We start from the raw sequence: 21102 nt of genomic DNA, 5'->3' as shown, positions 1-21102 counted from the left end.
CGGAAACATCGTACGAGCTGATTCACGTCAAACAAAACCGGGGTGAGCAGCTATTTTCCAAGGTAGCGCAATGCTCGTCAGGTCAGCCACAGCCACCATGCTGAGAGTTCGTTCCTCCACATGTCGAAAGGGGTGGTTTTGAAACAGCGAGACTCCCGCGGGAGAAGGGCCTAGGCGAGACCCCACAGGGAGTTCAACGACCGGGGAGGCTCGACGGCTCCCCCGCAGGAAAGCGAGTTGTTTCAAAACCAGCCCTGATTCTTACATGGTGAAGAACTTAGAAACATCCTGTACTAGAGTATGTAAGAGTACTGATCGATTTTTGAGTGAGATAAATCATTCCGAAAATGCTTAAAAGTAAAAACACGAACATTTATATATAAACTATTGATTTTCGTTCGTAAAAAGTATATTATGAGGAATGTTGTGATTAACATTCGGAAAAAGGGGAGTCCAACATGAAACAATTCTTTCGATTAGAAGAAAATCAAACAAACGCACGAACAGAAGTCATTGCAGGTTTTACGACCTTTTTAACAATGGTATATATCGTGATTGTCAATCCAGCTATTCTGTCTAATGCAGGTGTGCCGATTGATCAAGTGTTTATGGCGACGATCATTGCTGCTGTAGTAGGGACACTAATTATGGCATTTGCCGCAAACTACCCGATTGCTATTGCACCGGGCATGGGGATGAATGCGTATTTTGTTACGGAAGTTATTCAACAAGATGTTAGTTATCCTGTTATTTTGGGCACTGTCTTTATTGCAGGGATTTTATTTGTCATCTTGAGCATCACTAGATTGAGAGAAATTTTGATAACGGCGATTCCTCCTTCTCTTAAATACGGCATCACGTCCGGGATTGGTTTATTTATTGCTTTTCTTGGGTTGCGCATGTCTGGGATTATTGTAGCTAGCGAAACAACGCTCGTAACGTTAGGAGATTTAACAGCACCTAGTACCCTACTGACTGTTTTTGGCCTTTTTGTCACGCTTGCTTTGATTGCGAGAAACGTCACGGGTGGTCTTTTTATTGGTATGCTGATTACTGGTGTTGTGGCGTATTTCACAGGACAGTTGCAAGTGGAAGGGGTAGCTTCTGTGCCACCTGCTCCTGTATTCTGGGATATAGATTTAGCCGGGGTTTTCAGTAATGGTTTGTACACGGTTATTTTCGCGTTTTTACTTGTTACGATTTTTGATACGACAGGAACGATGGTCGGGGTCGCAGAACAGGCTGGATTCATTCGAAAGGATGGTAGTTTACCGAAAGCTAGAGCGGCCTTGATGGCTGACGCTTCAGCAACGACCGTCGGAGCGATGTTCGGAACCAGTCCTTCTTCTGCTTATATCGAATCCTCTTCAGGAGTAGCAGCTGGAGGTAGAACGGGGCTGACCACCTTGATCGTCGCTAGTTTGTTTATCCTATCGATGTTCTTCTCTCCAATCGTCGGGGCTGTGTCAGGAGTTCCGGCCATTACAGCACCAGTTTTGATCATTGTTGGTTGCTTTATGATGGAGGGTCTTGCAAAGGTTCAATGGCAGACCTTCGATGACGCGTTTCCCGCTTTCATCATTATTTTGACGATGCCGCTGACGTCTAGCATCGCAACGGGTATTGCCATTGGGTTTATTACGTATCCGGTCCTGAAGCTTGTCAGAGGAAAAGGAAGAGACGTTCACTGGATTCTATACCTGTTCGCTTTCATTTTCATCCTGCAAATGATTTTCTTTCCTGGTCATTAACCACAGCCTAGCGCTGTGGTTTTTTTATGACCAATATTGGAGTTATATCGAATAGTTACCAATTGTTGCGGCAATCTAATGATAGGTGATGACAATGGGATTTATTAGACGATTATTATTAGGAGATCATGAAAAATTACAAGACCGAGAATTCATTAACCAAAACGATGAACCAGAATACCCGAGCTCGACGAAATTAGCAGACAATGTGAATTATTTGATGCATGAATTTCACAATACGAATGATCTTCGCATACGGATTTTGAATAAAGGAAATGCATCGCTCTTATATATCGAATCTCTTGTGGATCAAGGCAAGATACATGAGACGATTTTCAGACCATTAGAATTCAACGAAGTAGATAGTATAGGAGAAATCCCTTCTGCTAAACATACGTTAAATTTGGAAGAGTCCATTCGAGGATTGTTAAAAGGTCATGCAATCTACATGGAGGATGGCCGCAAAACAATTGCTCAATTCGCTGTCACTTCATCGTTCAATAGAAGTACAGAAGAGCCACAAAATGAGAAGGTTGTGAGAGGGTCTCACGATGGGTTCATTGAGAACTTGATGGTCAATATTAACCTCATCAGAAGACGGATTCAAAACAGAGACTTGACGATTAAGTACTATAAGCTTGGAAAGAAGACAAACACCAATGTTGCCTTAGTGTTTTTGGATGGGGTGACGGATCCGGAACTTATTCAGGAGATTGAGACACGATTGAATTATATCAGTTCTGACATGATTCATAGTCCGGGTTATGTAGAGGAATTCATAGAGGATAATACAAAGTCTCCTTTTCCTCAAATGCTGAACACGGAAAGACCTGACCGTGTAGTCGCCGCAATCATGGAAGGGAGGGTTGCGATCATGACAGAAGGTACACCAACGACACTGATCGCTCCCTCTACGTTTTTCAGCTTTTATCAAGCTTCAGATGATTACAATATGCGTTGGTTTACAGGTACGTTTGTACGCTTGATTCGTTTAACCAGTTTCGTTATTGCCATCGGTTTGCCGGCTTTTTATATTGCGGTCGTAAGTTTTCACTTTGAAGTCATCCCTGATGAGCTGGTTATTCCTGTAAAACAGTCCATCAATGAAATTGCATATCCTCCTTTAATTGAAGCGTTGGTCATGGTAGTCATTATCGAGCTCATCAGAGAGGCGGGGATCAGGTTGCCGCAGCCCATTGGTCAGACAATTGGGATTGTAGGAGGTCTAGTCATTGGTGACGCTGTGGTGAGAGCTGGGCTGGTGTCGAATCTCATGGTGATTGTAGTTGCGCTGACAGCCATTGCCTCCTTTGTTGTCCCTTCTAATGAGCTGAGTACGACATTGCGATTCTTAACGTTCCCTCTGATTTTCTTAGCCGGTACCCTAGGTTTTATTGGGATCACCTTCGGTTTTATGATGATCCTGATTCACTTAACGAGACTAGAGTCGTTCGGAGTTCCTTATTTGGCCCCGGTAGCCCCTCTTCGATTTAAAGATCTAAAAGATACGTTTATCCGAGTGCCTATATACATGATGAATAAACGACCCAGAGACTCGCGTGCGGTTCAGATGGAAGCAATAGGACCATCAAGGGAGTGGAAGCAAATTGAAAAATCAAGCCAGTCCGATGAAGCCGGCAAGTCAATCAATCAACCAGACGGCGGAAACAATAAAACCGACAAATAATACGAAAGAGCAAAAGGTTTCAAGACGACAGTTTTTCTATATTCTCGTGCAAACACAGATTGGCGTAGGTATCCTCTCTCTACCGAACGAACTACATGCCGTTTCTAGACAAGATGGATGGATATCATTACTCGTTGCGGGTGTCGTTCTACCCATTGTGCTTTTGATTTTATGGCTGATTGCCAAAAGGTATGAAGATTTAACGTTTTTTCAAATTAACGAGAAGCTGTTTGGGAAGTGGGGAGGTCGCGCGTTTTCCTTATTGTATAGTTGTTACTTTGTAAGTGTTGGTGTTCTGATTGTATTATTATTCGGACGGATGATCAGTTTGTGGGTATTACCGAACACTCCGTTTTGGGTCATGGCCGTTTGTATCGTTACTGTGGGGGTGTATTTGACAAACGGCGGGTTACTGGTTCTTGCAAGGTTCTATACCATGGTCTCGCTCTTGTTGTTATTGCTGATCACACTTTCTTTTTACAGCTTACAGGAGGCGCACTGGATGTACCTGCTCCCCATAGGAGAATCAGGAATTACGAAGATTATACTAGGAGCAAAGGAAGCATTGTTGTCATTTTTTGGCTTTTTTGTTTCGATTGTCATTTTTTCTAGAGTGGAAGGATCAGTAAAAGAGCGATTCAAAACGATGCTGCAAGCCCATTTCTTTGTCACTTTTTTCTACTTGTTGACATTGATCATTTCTTATACGTTCTTTAGCACAAAGGAGATTACGTTCGTGCCTGAGCCTATATTATATATGCTGAAGTCATTTGAACTACCGTTTATTGCTCGTATCGATTTGTTTTTCATTTCGATGTGGTTTGTATCTGTGGCTACATCTTTCACGACGTATTTATATATGGCTGGACAAGGGCTGAAAGAAGTATTTCGGTTGAAAACAGCAAAAAGGGCAAATGTCTTTATCAGTCTAATCATTGTGGCTAGTGCATCGCTAATTGGATACGACATGACCAAAATGGAAACGTTTACTAAATATGTAATACAAAGTGGATTCATCTTCACGTTTTACATTCCTCCCTTTATTCTCATCGTAGCTCTGGTCAGACGTCGAATACAGAAGGAGCGTGATGAAGGATGAAAAAGGGGTTGATGGTGATTATTTCTCTGGTTCTTCTGACAGGGTGTTGGGATGAGCGTCAATTTAAGAATGTGAAGTTGGTGTTGACGATGGGATTTGATAAAGGCGAAGACGGTGGTATAACGGAAACAGTTTCCATCCCGACCATCAAACGGAGTGCGGAAGGTGGAAGTGAAGAGAAAGTCCAAATTATATCAACTGAAGCTAGAACACCTCTTGAAGCGAGAAATAATACAGACTTGATGGTCTCTGAGTCATTTGATCCGGCGAAACTGAGAGTATTGGTCATAGGAGAAGAACTTGCTAAAGATAACATCTACTCTGTGCTCGATGAATTTTATCGTAATCCTACCAATAATTTAAATGCGCATATAGCCATAGCTAGAGGATCTGCTTCAGAAGTTCTTACCTATCAGAATACAAGTGATACACGTATCAGTAAGTATATTAGCGGGCTATTGCAAGGAGCAGTGGCTACAACCCATGCGACAGGTGAGAATATCCAGTTGATTTGTGCGGAATTGTTCGAAGAAGGAGAGGACTTTTCTTTACCGATCATAGAAGTAGACGAAGAGAAGCAGTTACTCAGGTTCGGTGGGATGGCCTTGTTTCATGACGACTCGTACACAGGCATGGATATTACAGCAAATGAATCGATTGTTTTTATGTTGTTGCAAGGGTTGAAAGGGAAAAGCGCACGCTTAACACACAAAGTATCGGATCAACATGAAAATGAACGTTATAATCATGTCACCACAAATGTCTTAAAGTTGAAAAATGATATAGATATCAAACCAGAAGGCGATACGGTATCAGTTGAAGTCAACCTTGCATTAAAAGTACGTGTTGTAGAATATCCAGCTGATCACCTTCAAGAAAAGAAGACCATAGATGAATTAAATGTAACGCTTTCAGAAGAAGTCACGAAAGACGCAGAGAAAATTGTGGCGAAAATGCAAGAAGCCAACAGCGACATATGGGGGATCGGTAGGCAAGTGAAGGCTTATCACCCTGAAGTTTACAAGAAACTAAAGTGGAGTGAGACGTTTCCCGAAATCGATATCACACCTAAGGTGAAAGTAGAAATCGTTCAACACGGAATTATTTACTAAAAAAATGAATCATTTTTGAAACCTCAAGCAGCCTCGTCTCGTCTCTATAGTAGAAAAAGAAACGCATGACCCGGGGGACCTGAAATGAATGGGAAGCAGAAATGTCAGTTATTGTGGATTACTTTAGTCATTACTTTGTTATCGGCTTGTGGAAGCACAGCCCAACAAATACCTGAAGGGTACTATGCTTTTAACAATGGAGAAGTAGATATGGCTAAGGACCAACTGGCTTTTGAACCAGAACTTCCTCAGTACATTCCCTTTGATATGGTGAGTGTCGTATCTGATGTCTACCGGGAAGACGAAAGGCAAGTCTTTGATGTGAGCTTCTACACAGAGGCGAATGATTTATTATCCATTACCGTTGTAGAAGGCAAAGAGAGTATTCAGTCGATTGATCCGATAAAGGTTTCGATCAGTAATCAAATCGAGGGCACTTATGAAGATAACCAGTTTGCAAAGCGGTTGTCTTGGCAAAAAGATGGCATTACCTATACCATCGCTTATCGTGAAAGTGTCCATTCTAACCTCGAGGATGAACAGAGCGTCACTAAAGAGCACTTAATCGAAGTGGCACGCTCGTTTCATTTATAAACCTATATACCTCCCCTTAGGTATAGCACCTGTCGCAGGACCAGCGGCAGGTGCATTTTAGTGCTTATACATAATTTGGTCGAAGTAAGACAAACTACATCTGACTAACATATAAAGGAGCGAACCTTTGTGAAATTTTGGATGTGGTTAGGAGTACTGGTATTTTCAGTTGTTCTGTTTGTACAATCCCCCCAGTCAACACATGCACAAACGGATACGTACATTGTTAAAAGTGGAGACACGCTGTGGAAAATCTCTAAGAAATATCAAATTGGTTTATCAGAGATTATTAACGCAAATAGTCAGTTCACAAATCCTGATTTGATTTATCCTGGAGACCGTGTAACGATTCCACTTAAGCCGGGTATTAAGTCTGTAGAGCAACAGGTCATTGACCTTACGAACCAGGAGCGGGCAGAACAAGGTTTGCCTGCTTTGAAAGCGAATTGGCAACTATCTCGAGTAGCTCGTTATAAGTCACGTGATATGAGAGATAAGAACTATTTCTCCCATACATCCCCGACTTACGGATCTCCATTCGATATGATGAAAGCTTTCAATGTTTCGTACCGAAGGGCTGCAGAGAATATTGCGGCTGGACAGCGTACCCCAGAGCAAGTGGTAAATGGCTGGATGAACAGTGCAGGTCATAGAAAGAATATACTCGACCCTAATTTAAGACAAATCGGCGTCGGATATGCAGAGGGTGGAAGCTACGGTCACTATTGGACGCAGATGTTTATATCACAGTAGAAGTCAAAAGGAGTGTCGCTCATCGACACTCCTTTTATTTTGAAAAAATTCTCATTTAAACGCCTTTACATATGTGTACAACCGATATATGATAGAGGACGGAATGTTTGATAATGATTCTCAATACCAATGGAGGTTAAACATATGAAGTGGACAGTTCGATTACTTACTATTGCAGTAATTCTGGTACTTGCTGCCTGTGGATCAAGTGAAGAAGGTCAAGAAATTGAGAGTGACGAAGCGACAGGGAGTAACAATTCCGAGGAAACACAGAGTGAAGAAAATAGCGGATCCGAAGAAACGCGTGTTATTCAACATGAAATGGGTGAAACAGAAATTTCTGGTCAGCCCGAAAATGTTGTAGCATTGGAATTTTCTTTTGTCGATAACCTAGCTTCTCTGGGCGTTACACCGATCGGAATCGCGGATGATAACGATAAAGAAAGAATCATCGAACCAATACAAGAAAAAATCGGAGAATATACTTCCGTCGGTACACGCAAACAGCCGTCCCTTGAAGTCATCAGCTCTTTACAACCAGATTTGATTATTGCAGATATGAAACGTCATAAAGATATTTATGATCAACTTTCTGAAATTGCGCCAACTATCATCCTGCCATCCTTAGCGGCTGACTATGAAGGGATTATCGATAGCTTTGAGACGGTTTCTAAAGCAATGGGAATGGAAGAGAAAGGTGCAGAAGTATTAGCCGAGCACAAAGACAAGATGGAAACGTTACGTTCACAAGTTCCTGAGGACGAGGACCGTACCGTACTTCCAGCCGTAGTGGCGGACAGCGGATATTACGCTCATAATATGGAGTCCTATACAGGATCACTCCTTGAATCCATCGGTTTGAAAAATGCCATACAAAGTGGAGATGACCGCTATAACAAAATCAACCTTGAACAAGTAGTAGAGTTCAATCCAGATGTCATGTTCCATATGTTAAGCGGAGAACAAACCGTTGTCGATGAATGGAAAGAGAATGAATTATACCAAGATGTTTCGGCTGTCAAAAATGGTGAAGTACACCAAGTAGACCGTAACATGTGGTCACGTTTCAGAGGGTTGATTTCTTCTGAGAAGATTTTAGAGGATGCCATTAGCTATCTATACGAATAAAGGGTAAAGTGGAAGCGGAGGGGGAACCCTCCGTTTTTTCATGGGTGAATAACAATGACACATCCCATACATGTATTTCTATGAGGGGGAGGAATATGGTAACCAAGAATACGACGATACATAAGTTCAAATTGTGGTTCACGATTACGCTTGGTGTCCTTCTATTGTTTATTAGTTTTATCGCTAGTTTAAGCGTCGGAGCCTATAGTATCGACTTCTCACAAGTCCTTGCGGCTCTATTCACTAATGATGGAAGTAAAGCAGCTTCTATCATTCAAACGATTCGGTTGCCGCGCGCAGTAGTAGGCCTGATCATCGGAGCCTGTCTAGCTATAGCTGGATCGATTATGCAATCCATCACGAACAACCCCTTGGCTTCACCTCAAATCTTCGGTGTCAATGCGGGTGCTTCTTTAATGGTTGTCATTGGAGTGGTTCTGTTTCCAGACCTCGCTCCTAACACACTTGTATATTTTGCTTTCTTAGGTGCTGCATTCGGAGGGGCCGTTGTCTATTACATGGCTTCCACTGGAGGTGGCATGACCCCTGTTAAGCTAGCATTAGCAGGGATTACCGTTCATCTTTTCCTATCATCGTTAATAGAAGGCATCGTCCTATTCAATGAAACATCGACGGAGGATGTGTTGTTCTGGTTAGCTGGGGGAATCGATGGTCGCAACTGGGGAGACGTTCAATTGTTACTTCCGTGGACGTTAGCAGGAGTCTTAACGGCTATGATCTTATCCAAGTCTCTCACTATACTGAGCCTCGGAGATGATTTGGCTAAGGGGTTAGGACAGAATATAGGCCTCATTCGTGGAGCATCAGCGGTTCTTGTCATCATTTTAGCTGGGGTCTCTGTTGCAGTTGCCGGGCCTATAGGTTTTATAGGACTCATGATTCCTAACATTGTACGTTCATTGATTGGATCAGATTATAGGCTTGTGATTCCGATTTCAGCCTTGTTCGGTGCTGTCTTACTGACCGGAGCAGACGTGATATCTCGATATATCGCATTCCCTGCTGAATCCCCGGTCGGAATTGTAACGGCGCTGATCGGGGCCCCATTTTTCTTGTACTTGGCTCGCAAAGGAGGGCGTTCTTCATGAAGCGACACCCGATACGGTGGATCCTTATTCTTACGGCTTTGGTTGCGATCGGAGCATTTCTCTCTATTGGAGTGGGGGCCGTCTATATCCCTCCTGGAACTCTATGGCAATACTTCACAGGGTTGGATGCAGGGAATAGTGGGTTTATCATTCAAAATTTCCGTCTTCCAAGAATTTTAATGGCTATTTTAGTAGGTGCTGGTCTAGGCTTCTCAGGAGCGATCCTCCAAGGAATCATTCGTAACCCACTTGCATCGCCAGACGTAATAGGGATTACGAAAGGTGCTGGTCTCGCTGCGGTTACGGTCATTATCCTATATCCGAATTTGCCTGTCATCGGGTTACCGATTGCTGCTTTTCTAGGAGCGGGGTTGGTAACCTTGGGTCTTTATCTATTTGCCTACCGTCAAGGGGTAAAGCCAGCGACACTCGCGTTAGTCGGCATCGCATTAGGGTCGATTTGCCAAGCCGGTATTCAACTGTTGACTGTGAAATTTCCATTAGAAACGAACGCTGCGCTTGTTTGGTTGACCGGTAGCCTGTGGGGGAAAGACTGGACCGATGTTTGGCTCTTGCTACCTTGGATCCTCATATTGATTCCACTTACGCTGCTACTTACTCGAAAACTAGATGTTCTAAGCTTAGGAGACGACGTAGCTGAGGGACTCGGGGAGCCGGTGCGTAGAGCGCGTTTGTTATTGTTGATCATTGCTGTATCTCTTGCGGGTGCTTCTGTGGCCGTTGTAGGAACCCTTGGGTTTGTTGGACTCGTGGCCCCGCACATTGCCCGCCAGCTTGTAGGAAATCGTCATGCGTACTTGCTTCCAACATCGGCTCTTGTTGGAATAGCTCTATTATTGTTGGCAGATGGACTAGGAAGAGGATTGTTTCCTCCTACAGAAGTACCAGCGGGGATCTTTACGGCCATCATAGGTGCTCCTTATTTTCTGTATCTATTAAGGAGACTTCAAACTTCTTCTTAGAAAGAACTTGTCATGAGTTCTTTTTATTTTGGTTTCTATGAAGAAACTTGGGCAGAATAAAGCGGTGGTAGTGAGTGTAGATAGGCAAGTGAATAGACAGTTGCAGGTGTTAGAATATTTTTTATTTAACAATTACCTTGCATGACGTCTGACAACCTGATAAAATCTTATTTAGTAAAACGTTATGTAAGCATTTTCATAACACTTGTTTTTATTTTATAAATCATTATGGGGAGGATTTATTCGTGGGTATTCTTTTAGGAATTGTTGCTGTCGTTGTCATTCTAGCTATTGCATTTCTAATGTCTAACGATCGCAAAAACATCAATTATACAGGTATCGGAGTAATGATTTTAGCTCAATTACTCATTACATTCTTCATGTTCAATACGAGGATCGGACAATTAGTGATTGAAGGGATTTCGTGGGTCTTCAATAAACTGATTGCGTACGGTACAGAAGGGGTTAACTTTGTTCTTGGTGGTGTACAAGTTGGAGATGGTGGCGTATTCTTCTTCAACGTGCTGTTGATCATCATCTTCTTTGCGACAATTCTTTCCGTGTTGACGTACTTAAAGATCTTGCCTTTCATCATTAAATATCTCGGTTGGGGTCTTTCATGGATAACAGGACTACCAAAGGTTGAGTCCTTTAACGCTGTTAACAGTATCTTCTTCGGACAATCAGAAGCGTTGCTTGCAATCAAGTCACAGTTCCACACGTTAAATGATAATCGTTTATATATCGTAAGTGCATCAGCAATGGGATCTGTTTCTGCTTCTATTGTAGGAGCTTACTTGGGGATGCTGCCGCCAAAATATATCCTAGTAGCGTTGCCATTAAACATGTTCAGTGCCTTAATCGTAGCGTCTATCATTTCACCTGTTAAAGTTCCAAAAGAGGAAGACGTTGTAGATATCCAAGACGTATCAAACTCTAAGAGTTTCTTCGAAGCAATGGGTAATGGTGCTCTCGATGGTGGTAAAATCGCTTTGATTGTAGCATCCATGCTAATTGCATTCATTGCATCTCTTGAACTTGTAAACGCCGTATTCGGGGCCGTATTCAACGGGTTTACTCTTCAACAACTTCTCGGTTATATTATTTCACCAATCGGTATCCTAATGGGAATACCAGCTAGTGAAGTCATCGATGCCGGTGCCATTATGGGTACGAAGATTGTAACAAACGAATTTGTTGCTATGTTGCAATTCCAAGAAATGATGAGCGGCGTTTCAGAGAAGACGGTCGGTATTGTAACGGTCTTCCTTACAAGCTTTGCTAACTTCTCTTCCATTGGTATCATCGCAGGTACCGTTCAAGGTATTGATCCAGAAAAAGGTGGAAAAGTATCAGGTTTCGGTCTTAAGTTGCTGATCGGTGCAACATTAGGTTCTATGCTTTCCGCTACAATCGCAGGACTATTCATCTAAATCATTAAGAGTCTGAATGGTATTTCACCATTCAGGCTTTTTTTGATTCTTTTAAAAATGATGTTATATCCTTTAGAATTAGAAACTGAAACCTGACGGGTTACAATCTGCTATGACGTTTACCTCTCCTTGATTTTGGCAATAAAGACTGTAGATAGACAGAGAGGAGAAATGGTTATGGTGAAAAGTTATGCCTTATATATCAACGGAGAGTGGACGAAAACGGAAGAAGAGCTCGAAGTACTTAATAAATACACCCAAGAACCATATGCGAAAGTGGCGAAAGCTTCAGAAAAAGAAGTGGACATGGCAATCGAGGCGGCCCATAAAGCTTACAAGCGTGAAAAGATCGCTCCATATGACCGCTATAAGATATTAAAGAAAGTAAGCGAACTCCTACAAGAAAATAAAGAGGAATTAGCGAAGAACATTACACTTGAAGCGGGTAAACCATTAAAACAGGCCCGTACGGAAATTGATCGTGCCACACAGACTTTTGAACTGTCTGCTGAAGAAGCCAAAAGGATTCACGGGGAAGGGGTACCGGTAGAAGCGGCTCCAGGTTCAGAAAATCGAATGGCATTTACCATTAAAGTACCCGTAGGAGTCGTTGGAGCCATCAGTCCCTTCAATTTTCCTATCAATTTGGTCTCTCATAAAATCGCTCCTGCCATAGCGGCAGGAAATGCAGTCGTGTTGAAACCGGCTAGTAAAACACCCATTTCAGCTATCAAATTAGCGGAGCTATTCGAGAAAGCCGGATTGCCCAAAGGATTTTTCAATGTTGTCGTCGGTTCAGGTTCAACAGTAGGGAACCAAATGATGGAAGACCCTCGGATCAATCTTTATACCTTTACGGGTAGTGCCAAAGTCGGCTTGATGTTAAAGCAGAATACCGGGCTTAATAAACTTGTATTAGAACTCGGTAACAATTCTCCCGTCATTATAGACAAGGAAGCGGATATCAAAGCTGCTGCCCAAAATGTTGCAGCAAAAAGTTATGCCTTTGCAGGACAAGTTTGTATCTCAGTTCAACGAATTTATGTTCATGAGGATATTAGGGATGAATTCCAAGATCAATTCATTCAATCCATCAAAGAGTTGAAGGTTGGCGATCCCAACGACCCTGACACAGACGTGGGCCCAATGATCAGTGAAGATGAAGCGAAGCGGGCTGAAGAGTGGATGGAAGAAGCGAAGCAGGCGGGTGCAGAAGTTGTCTTTGGCGGTGAGAGAGAAGGTGCGTTGCTTCAGCCGACCATCCTGACAAATGTAAACAATGATATGAAAGTCGTATGTGAAGAAATGTTTGCCCCAGTTGTGAATTTGATTCCTTTCACAGACATGACCGAATGTATTCAAGAGGTGAACCAATCGCAATATGGCTTGCAAGGCGGAATCTTTACTCAAAACATTGACACAGCTTTCTATGCGGCGCGCAATGTTGAAGTCGGCGGACTTATGATCAACGACTCTTCCCAATACCGTGTAGACTTGATGCCGTATGGAGGGGTAAAAGGAAGTGGCTGGGGAAAAGAAGGGCCGAAATATACGATTGAAGATATGACGGAAGAAAGACTCATTGTCATGAACTTGCAGAATAAATAAAAAGGAGTCGGTCTCTTCAGTGGATGAGACCGACTTTTTTATGATCTTTGAATGTTTTTTTTCTGCAATTGCAACATACGGAATAATAAAGCAAGGGCACCTGCTGTTAACCCGATGATTAAGCTCATCCAATAGCCGTATGGACCGAGTGCCGTGTAATTCGCCATTAAGTACCCACTCGGAAGGCCAATCACCCAGTAAGATACAAATGCCATAACCAGTGTGATATTGACATCTTTGTACCCTCTGAGAACTCCCTGTATAGGAGCTCCGAATGCATCGGACAACTGGAAGAAAATAGCGAAGAAGATAAAGTTTTTCGTTAATTCAATGACGGTTTGATTGGAACTATATAATCGGGCGACCGAGTCATCCAACACAAATAGAAGTAATCCGGCCACAACAGACATGCATACAGCAAGGGCTATACCTAAATAGGAATACGTCCGGGCGTCTTTATACCTTTTGGCACCGACTTCATACCCGACTGCGATCGTTAACGTAAAGGCAATACTTAAAGGCACCATATACAAGAACGAGGCAAAGTTGATCGCTGCTTGATGAGCAGCGATGGTGAATGTATCGTAAGCGGTCATAAAAAATGTAACGGCCGCAAAGATACTCGTCTCAAAAAAGATGGCAAATCCGATTGGAATACCGATCTTTAGTTGTGCCCACCACTCGATAAGCGATGGCTTTGGAAAATTGGTTAGTATCCCATACTTACGCAGCGGACGTTGCCTATGTATCGTGATGATGAGAACGATGAACGAGAACCAATACGTTAAGGCGGAAGCCACACCTGCTCCGACACCTCCAAGTTCAGGGGCACCGAATTTACCGAAAATGAATACATAGTTAAAAAACACATTTACTGGCAGCGTCAATAAAATGATGCCCATCGATATTTTTGTTAAGCCAAGGGCATCAACAAACGACCGCAAGAGGTTAAACGCGAATAAGGGGACAAGTCCAATTCCTAACGTGATTAAATAGAACTTCGCGACGTATCTGACAGAACTCTCGATATTCAGCAGAGAGAGGATGGGGTCCAATAGGAAATATCCAACGAGTCCGATCAGCAGGGCTAGAGCTACTGCCAGGTACACGCCTTGTTTGACCGACCACGGAATCTCATCTTCTTTTTTTGCACCTTTTAACTGTGACACAATCGGAGAGATGGCCATGAGGATTCCATTCAGACCGGTGAATACAGGAACCCAAACGCTCGATCCAATCGCAACCCCCGCTAATTGATCAGGTCCTGCTTTTCCTGACATCACAGTATCGAAGAAATTCATCGCATACATCCCTAGTTGTGTGATTAAAATAGGGAGCAGGATGACTGTGAACAATTTAATTTTTTCTTGTAACGTTGATGTTTCGTACATAATCAGTCTTCCTTTTCTGTTACAATTCCATTAGAGGAGTGGAGTACGAGGATTATAGCATACTAGATCCATCATACCTATTTACTTGCACCAAAGAAAGGACGTTGTGAACAAACATGAGTCAGAAACGAATATTATTCACTGGTGGAGGTACGGCAGGTCACGTCATCGTTAACTTGGCGCTGATTCCCGAATTCCAGAAGCAGGGGTACAAAATCGATTATATCGGTTCATACGAAGGCATTGAGAAGCAATTGATCGAGCCCCTTGAGGGCGTGCATTACCACGCTATCTCTACGGGTAAATTAAGGAGATATCTTTCGAAAGAAAATATAAAAGATCCTTTCAAGGTGTTAAAAGGATTATGGCAAGCTTCGCGAATCATAGCGAAGACCAAACCACAGGTGATTTTTTCAAAAGGAGGATTCGTTTCTGTCCCTGTCGTGGCAGCCGCCAAACTTAAGGGGGTCCCGACGATTATTCATGAATCAGATTATACGCCTGGACTTGCAAATAAATTGTCATTCCCATTTGCGAAGAAAGTGCTGGCTACTTTTCCTGAAACGATGAACCATCTACCTGAAGATAAAGCAACCTTCATCGGAGCGGTCGTTCGCGAAGAACTGTTTCAAGGAAGTCGACAGGAAGGCCTTTCTTATTGCGGATTCCACAAACAGAAGCCGGTCATTATGGTCATGGGAGGAAGTACTGGATCCAAGAAAATCAACGATGCGGTTCGAGACAATTTGGATGAGCTGTTAGAGGATGTACAAATCATTCATCTATGTGGTAAGAAACAAAAGGATACAACGATTAACAGACGCGGGTATGCTCAATTTGAATATGTGAATGATGAGCTGAAAGACTTATTTGCTGCAACAGACTATATCGTGTCTCGTGCCGGCTCGAATGCCATCTTTGAGTTCTTGGCACTGAACAAGCCCATGCTATTGATTCCTCTGTCACGTGAGGCGAGTCGAGGCGACCAAATTTTGAATGCCGATTCTTTTGTCAAACAGGGGTATGCGATGAAACTTGAAGAAGAGGAGCTGACGAGTGAGAGGTTACTGTCTGATCTTCAATCATTAATGGACAACAAGCAAGCATTTTTAGACAAAATGAGCGAATATAAAAGCGGAAAAACGAAGGATAAAATCATATCCATCATACAACAAGAAGAAAAGAAATAGCGTTTACAGTCAATCCAAGTCCAGCACTAGTTTGCTGGGCTTGTTTCTTTGCTATTCAGTTTCTATATAAATATATAAATAAGGTTTGTATCTAGTCCATTAGGGATATAAACAACTAGGTATAAATATGGAGAGGATGACGCTTGTGGACAGTTCTAGAAAACAAAAAATATTACAGATGAGCATCTCAAAGAAGTTGACGCTCATTATACTTGGGGCTACAATCTTCAGTCTCTTAATGGGTACTCCGCTATCCTACTTACAGCGCCAACTTTTTAATTCTGGTGTATTAGATGTTTTAGGATCAACAACAGTCGCCTTCCTACAAACTTATTTTACAATAGTTGTAAACTTAATCATCATGATTGCTTTTGTGGGGGTTGGAATTAAGAAATACGTAACGAAACCACTGACCTATCTAAATAAGGAAATGAAAGATATGCATGGAGATACAATCGACCTTTCTAGGAAGTTGGTGCTTGAACAAACAGATGAGTTAGGTCAATTGACGAGTACGTTCAACAACTTAAATAGAAAACTAGAGAGCGTTATACATACATTTAAGTACTCGACAGAATCGGTTGCAGCCATTTCAGAAGAGAACTCGGCATCAACGGAAGAAGTGGAAAGTCAGGCTTCCGAGGTGCGCGAACAAGGTGAGGCGCTTCAGGTAATCGCAGCAAGAGGAGAACGGACGATTCGCGAGGTGTCTCAAAGTTTACTAGAACTGTCTTCGCTAATCCAAATCGCACAAGGTAAAGCAGAAAAGTCACAATCTTCTTCTAAGCATTCGTTAGCAACAACGGTAAGTGGAAAGGAATCGGTGGATCACGTCATCGAAAAAATGAATGAAATAAGAAACCAAAGTTTGACTTCTAAACAGGAAGTAGAAAGGCTCAATGAATACTCCAATCAAATCACTTCCATTGTTGATACGCTCACGAATATTGCTGAACAGACAAACCTACTTGCATTGAATGCAGCAATCGAAGCCGCGAGAGCAGGAGAAGCCGGCAAAGGCTTTGCGGTTGTAGCTGATGAAGTTCGTAAGTTGGCTGAGCAGTCGACGAAGGAAGCGGAAGAAGTATCTCAAATCGTCAGGTCGGTGACGGAAACTACAAACAAAGCCACTCTCGAAATGGACCACACTGCAACACTTGTTGACGAAGGGGTTACTTCTGTTGAAAAAGCAGGTTCAGCGTTAGCAGAAATCGAAGAATCCGTTCTATCATCTGTCTATCATATGGAAAAAATCAAAGAGATTACGGATGAAAAAGTAGCGACAAGTGAAGATATCATATCATTGATCAAGGGCATGGGGACGTTCATCGACCAAACAGATCTGGCTTCGAACCGTATCAATGGTAGTATGGTTGAGGTTCAAGAGGCAATCAATAATATATCTGGGACATCAGAACAAATGAGTGAGATGGCAACACGACTACACGATGAAATGGCGGTATTCCATACAGACCAAAGTCAGTCTTCCTCTCCCCAGGAACCATTAATTCAAGTAGAAGGGGGGAAGTTGAATGTCAAAAACGACTACGCCTCTTAATCATAGCACCACCATTCGGTTAGAAGATCAAATACATGTCCAGGAGGCAGCCGAGTTAAGGGAAACATTATTGTCTGAGGTTGAAGCGGGGAGGGATCAATTCGTATTGGACTTATCCCGCACGACATTTTTGGATAGCGCTGGACTTGGAGTCCTTGTAACACTAAGCAAAAGGCTCAGGTCGGTGAACGGGACTGCAACCATTGTTGGGGCTTCAAAACCGATAAGGGAATTGTTTGATTTAACTAAGATTTCTCCCAATTTTAAATGGAAATAAATTGATTGAATCATTTGATCTCGAATCTGAACAATTTGTGTCGGATCGTTTATTTTTAGTCCGTTCCCTTTTAAATCCTTCTTCTTTAGGGAATAGGAAAAACGAGAAAGACGCATAGGGGATGCGATGATACCTATTTTAGGAATCACTGTGTAGAGGAGAGGTTGAATGATGAAAACATCATTTGATTTGAACATCAACAACCCACAACAAATTAGAGAGATTAGAAAGCGTTATTACCCTCATTTAGTTCAGGGGTTCGGGATGGATCAACTACTCGTTGAGGCATCTATCTCGGAAGCCATTTTAAATGCTTGGAAGCACGGGCACCGTCAAAGTACTGACAAAGATATTCGGGTGCATATATCATTTATGAAAACACGTATGTTGGTAAGGATAAATGATCAAGGCGACGGGTTTGACTGGAGACGTTACCATTCGCCTAACGATTTGAAGCATTGGTTCCCTCGTTTAGAACATATCGACGAACCGGGTCGAGGAATTGTCTTATTGCTTAGAGTTATGGATGTTTTACGTTATAATGAAAAGGGAAATGAGTGCTTGCTCATGAAAAAATACCAAAATCAGGAGTAGATTCCCTTGGACACAAACCGCTGCCGTTATTGCTACAAAGAAATTAGAGATCGCGATGAATTAGTTACAGCTTCGAACTGGTTCCGGGTTCGCCCCTTCCATTATCGATGCTTCGAATTAGTTGAGCAGGATACGAAGACGATAGCCGGTGCTTGGAATCCGGTAAATGGTAGAACGGGGCTCGTTACTGTGGTTCTAATGCTTCTTCTCTTTCTTGTCATGATTACCACAAATATTTTGGGTGGGATTGGTGATCTTTTAGGTTTTCTTGCCTTATACCCTGTTTTACTTCGCGTTTTTTCTTATCTCGTTTATGAAATTCGATTACCAAAATATATAGAAAACAAGCCTAGGCAATAAGCGTTGATCTACAAAGATCATCGCTTTTTTCTTTGTAAACTACGGATAGGTGGATCTTGTTATATTGCATTTCCACTTTTTGTATGGTATTTTATTTATTCGTTGCTTCCATTCAACCTTCGTAACTTGCCACCCTAAACCGTCCTTTCTGTAAATTTGAAGGGGGAACGAAGAAATGACGAATCAGCATAATGATTTCTCAAAAGAGCTCGAGCGCTTAACTTTTACGAAAGCCTACATGGACCAAGTGATTGCCTCACAACAATCAGATCAGGAATCTTTAAAAAAACGTCAAGAAGATACATTAGCCCGTCTTGACTTTAAAGATAGTAGTTTACGGTATCAAGAGATGTTGTCGCATGCAAATTTCATGAAGATGTCCAAAGATCAACTAGAAAGCCTCATACACCTACGTAAAAAGCCTTATTTCGCCCGCATTGATTTTCACCGTAAAGAGAAGCCGGATTTAGAAGTCTTTTACATTGGGAAGATGTCCTTATTCGATCGTGAAACGCAGTTACCGATCATACTAGATTGGCGGTCTCCTTTAGCCAATGTATATTACGAAGGAAGGTTAGGAGACGTGAGTTATGAAGCTCACGGAGATGTATATGAAGGGGAGGTCTCTCTAAAGCGTCAATATCAGATTGAAGATGGAGAGTTAATCGACTTTAGAGATATTGATATGACCACGAAAGATGAGCTGCTGCAGGACTCGCTTGCCCAAAACTCTGAAAATCGCTTAACAGAGATTGTAGCGACAATTCAAGAAGAGCAGAATGATATCATTCGCGCAGACATTAGAAAGCCTATCATTGTACAAGGAGCAGCAGGAAGTGGAAAAACAACCATTGCGCTTCACCGGATTTCTTATTTTCTATATACAATGAGAGAGATATTCAAGCCAGAGGATCTATTGATTCTCGCCCCTAACCGACTTTTCATTCAATACATATCAGAGGTGCTGCCTGAACTAGGGGTTCAACGTGCACGCCAAACGACTTATGAAGACTTCGTCAAGCTTGTGATAGGGGTGGACTGGCCGGTCATCAGTCAACACGAAGTCTTAATGAATGCGGTAGAAGGAAATGAGGAAGACGGTACTCTATGGTCGGCTGGATATAAAGGTTCGAAAGCTTTTAAGTACGTATTAAACACGTATCTTCAAGAAGTGAAAAAGCAGTATAGAATGACGGATAATTTCACTTTAGCAGGTTTTACGATCAAGTCGGCTAAAGCTATCAATCGTTTATTTTATAACGAATATAGTTACTTCCCTTATCAAGTACGTGTTCAGAAAATCAAAGAGGTCCTTCAAAGTGAATTGAGAAGAAAGAAAAAGCAGATTTTAACGAAGATGGCCGAGAAGTATGATGAAGAACTCGATAAGGCATTATATGGATTCAAAGATCCAGCCAAGAGAAAAAAACGTGTCAGTTTCTTGATCACTCGAAAAGAAGAGCGACTGAAAGAAGTAGAGAAAGAAGCAAGAACGAGCGTTCAACGTTTTATGAAGAACTATCCTAAACATAAACTTGTGGAGCTGTACGAAGCGTTATTTAATGAAGATTTATTTCCTAGGCTTATTGAAGAGGACTCTGAACCATTGAAGCAGATGCGAAGACAGTCGAGACAGCTATTACAGAAGAAAATATGGAGTGCAGAAGATCTTGCTCCATTGTTGTACATCCATACGTTTGTATCAGGTGTAGATAAGGACTACAAGGCGAAAAAGGTGGTCATTGATGAAGCTCAAGACTACAGCTATTTAGAGGTTTATAGTTTGCGTCGGGCTTTTCAGACTGATTTGTTCACAATCGTCGGAGATTTGGCGCAAGGGATTTACCGATATCGTGGTTTGAAACACTGGCAGACGTTGATGGACGATGTCTTTCAGCAAGCGAATTACTTAACGCTTCAAAAAACGTATCGAACCACAATTGAAATTATGAACCTGGCGAATGAACTGCTTCAATTGATGCCGGATCGTTTGCCTAGTGCGGAACCTGTGGTTAGACATGGTGATAAACCTGCCTATTTATCTCTCGATAACTGGCAGGAAAAATTGAAGACACTCGTGACAGATGCTAAACAGCAGGGGATGAATACATTTGCCATTGTGACGAAAACCGATATGGAAGCCGATCAAGTCTTCGAAGAATTGCCACACGAACTCGGATTTATGAAGATGGATGAACAACAATGGATGGGCGATTGCATGGTTTTACCAGCCTATTTAGCGAAAGGGTTGGAATTCGATGTCGTATTCCTCTATTCCTATGATCATCCCTTTGAAAAGAATGAGTTGGATGTGAAGCTTCTATACGTCGCGATGACACGTCCTTTGCACCGGTTATATATGATTGGAGCATATCCATCTAGTTTCTTACTCGACCAAGTAGGTTCTTCATTGTTTGAACCATTGGATAAAAAGGTAAATAGAGTAAAGAATGAATTCGCATAGGAGTGATAGTA

General features: G+C 42.2%; 18 protein-coding genes. 17 read left to right on the top strand and 1 reads right to left on the bottom strand.

The window, feature by feature from the left end; translation table 11 throughout:
• The first annotated feature begins 458 nt into the window (after nt 1–458).
• From H0266_RS07025 to H0266_RS06975, 11 genes are all read left to right on the top strand, one after another.
• Complete coding sequence (locus H0266_RS07025; protein ID WP_181471647.1) at nt 459–1751, top strand: NCS2 family permease; 1293 nt, start codon at nt 459–461, stop codon at nt 1749–1751.
• Nucleotides 1752–1845: 94 nt separating this feature from the next.
• Entirely contained in the window at nt 1846–3438 is a 1593-nt protein-coding gene (locus H0266_RS07020) for a spore germination protein (RefSeq protein ID WP_181471646.1), read from the top strand.
• On the top strand, nt 3359–4537 hold the full coding sequence (locus tag H0266_RS07015) for a GerAB/ArcD/ProY family transporter (protein WP_181471645.1): 1179 nt from the start codon (nt 3359–3361) through the stop codon (nt 4535–4537). The genes H0266_RS07020 and H0266_RS07015 overlap by 80 nt, the downstream gene beginning before the upstream one ends.
• On the top strand, nt 4534–5649 hold the full coding sequence (locus tag H0266_RS07010) for a Ger(x)C family spore germination protein (protein WP_181471644.1): 1116 nt from the start codon (nt 4534–4536) through the stop codon (nt 5647–5649). The genes H0266_RS07015 and H0266_RS07010 overlap by 4 nt, the downstream gene beginning before the upstream one ends.
• A gap of 84 nt (nt 5650–5733) precedes the next feature.
• On the top strand, nt 5734–6243 hold the full coding sequence (locus H0266_RS07005) for a hypothetical protein (RefSeq protein ID WP_181471643.1): 510 nt from the start codon (nt 5734–5736) through the stop codon (nt 6241–6243).
• Between the two features lie 129 nt (nt 6244–6372).
• Nucleotides 6373–6996 carry a SafA/ExsA family spore coat assembly protein gene (safA, locus tag H0266_RS07000; protein WP_425484286.1) on the top strand — a complete coding sequence of 208 codons (624 nt, stop codon included), beginning with the start codon at nt 6373–6375 and terminating at the stop codon, nt 6994–6996.
• Between the two features lie 144 nt (nt 6997–7140).
• The gene (locus H0266_RS06995) at nt 7141–8124 is read left to right on the top strand and encodes an ABC transporter substrate-binding protein (RefSeq protein ID WP_181471642.1); all 984 of its coding nucleotides are present in this window, start codon (nt 7141–7143) and stop codon (nt 8122–8124) included.
• A 95-nt stretch (nt 8125–8219) separates the two neighbouring features.
• Complete coding sequence (locus H0266_RS06990) at nt 8220–9233, top strand: FecCD family ABC transporter permease (RefSeq protein ID WP_181471641.1); 1014 nt, start codon at nt 8220–8222, stop codon at nt 9231–9233.
• Nucleotides 9230–10216: a FecCD family ABC transporter permease gene (locus tag H0266_RS06985; RefSeq protein WP_181471640.1), complete on the top strand. Its 987-nt coding sequence runs from the start codon at nt 9230–9232 to the stop codon at nt 10214–10216. Before H0266_RS06990 ends, H0266_RS06985 begins: the two co-directional genes overlap by 4 nt.
• Nucleotides 10217–10461: 245 nt before the next feature.
• Nucleotides 10462–11649: a nucleoside transporter C-terminal domain-containing protein gene (locus H0266_RS06980; protein ID WP_181471639.1), complete on the top strand. Its 1188-nt coding sequence runs from the start codon at nt 10462–10464 to the stop codon at nt 11647–11649.
• 177 nt (nt 11650–11826) lie between these two features.
• Nucleotides 11827–13257, top strand: coding sequence for an aldehyde dehydrogenase family protein (locus H0266_RS06975; RefSeq protein WP_181471638.1), 1431 nt, complete (start codon nt 11827–11829; stop codon nt 13255–13257).
• A 38-nt stretch (nt 13258–13295) separates the two neighbouring features.
• Here H0266_RS06975 and H0266_RS06970 read toward each other — a convergent pair whose 3' ends face one another.
• A complete protein-coding gene (locus H0266_RS06970; RefSeq protein WP_181471637.1) occupies nt 13296–14648 on the bottom strand; it encodes an MATE family efflux transporter in 1353 nt (450 codons plus the stop codon).
• A gap of 116 nt (nt 14649–14764) precedes the next feature.
• Between H0266_RS06970 and H0266_RS06965 the strand changes: the two genes are divergently transcribed.
• The 6 genes from H0266_RS06965 to helD all read left to right on the top strand — a co-directional run bounded on the left by H0266_RS06965 (nt 14765) and on the right by helD (nt 21091).
• Nucleotides 14765–15838, top strand: a complete 1074-nt coding sequence (locus tag H0266_RS06965; RefSeq protein WP_181471636.1) for an undecaprenyldiphospho-muramoylpentapeptide beta-N-acetylglucosaminyltransferase — start codon at nt 14765–14767, stop codon at nt 15836–15838.
• Nucleotides 15839–15983: 145 nt separating this feature from the next.
• The gene (locus H0266_RS19580; protein ID WP_181471635.1) at nt 15984–17396 is read left to right on the top strand and encodes a methyl-accepting chemotaxis protein; all 1413 of its coding nucleotides are present in this window, start codon (nt 15984–15986) and stop codon (nt 17394–17396) included.
• Nucleotides 17371–17673 carry an STAS domain-containing protein gene (locus tag H0266_RS06955; protein WP_181471634.1) on the top strand — a complete coding sequence of 101 codons (303 nt, stop codon included), beginning with the start codon at nt 17371–17373 and terminating at the stop codon, nt 17671–17673. Before H0266_RS19580 ends, H0266_RS06955 begins: the two co-directional genes overlap by 26 nt.
• 171 nt (nt 17674–17844) lie before the next feature.
• Nucleotides 17845–18267 carry an ATP-binding protein gene (locus H0266_RS06950; protein WP_181471633.1) on the top strand — a complete coding sequence of 141 codons (423 nt, stop codon included), beginning with the start codon at nt 17845–17847 and terminating at the stop codon, nt 18265–18267.
• Between the two features lie 6 nt (nt 18268–18273).
• Nucleotides 18274–18627 carry a hypothetical protein gene (locus H0266_RS06945; RefSeq protein ID WP_181471632.1) on the top strand — a complete coding sequence of 118 codons (354 nt, stop codon included), beginning with the start codon at nt 18274–18276 and terminating at the stop codon, nt 18625–18627.
• A 175-nt stretch (nt 18628–18802) separates the two neighbouring features.
• Nucleotides 18803–21091, top strand: coding sequence for an RNA polymerase recycling motor HelD (gene helD, locus H0266_RS06940; protein ID WP_181471631.1), 2289 nt, complete (start codon nt 18803–18805; stop codon nt 21089–21091).
• Nucleotides 21092–21102: the final 11 nt, after the last annotated feature.

It is taken from the genome of Halobacillus locisalis (genome assembly GCF_013694105.1).
Classification (GTDB): Bacteria; Bacillota; Bacilli; order Bacillales; family Halobacillaceae; genus Halobacillus; species Halobacillus locisalis.
The sequence above is the reverse complement of the archived record's forward strand: the minus strand, read 5'-3'. Positions and strand labels throughout refer to the sequence as shown.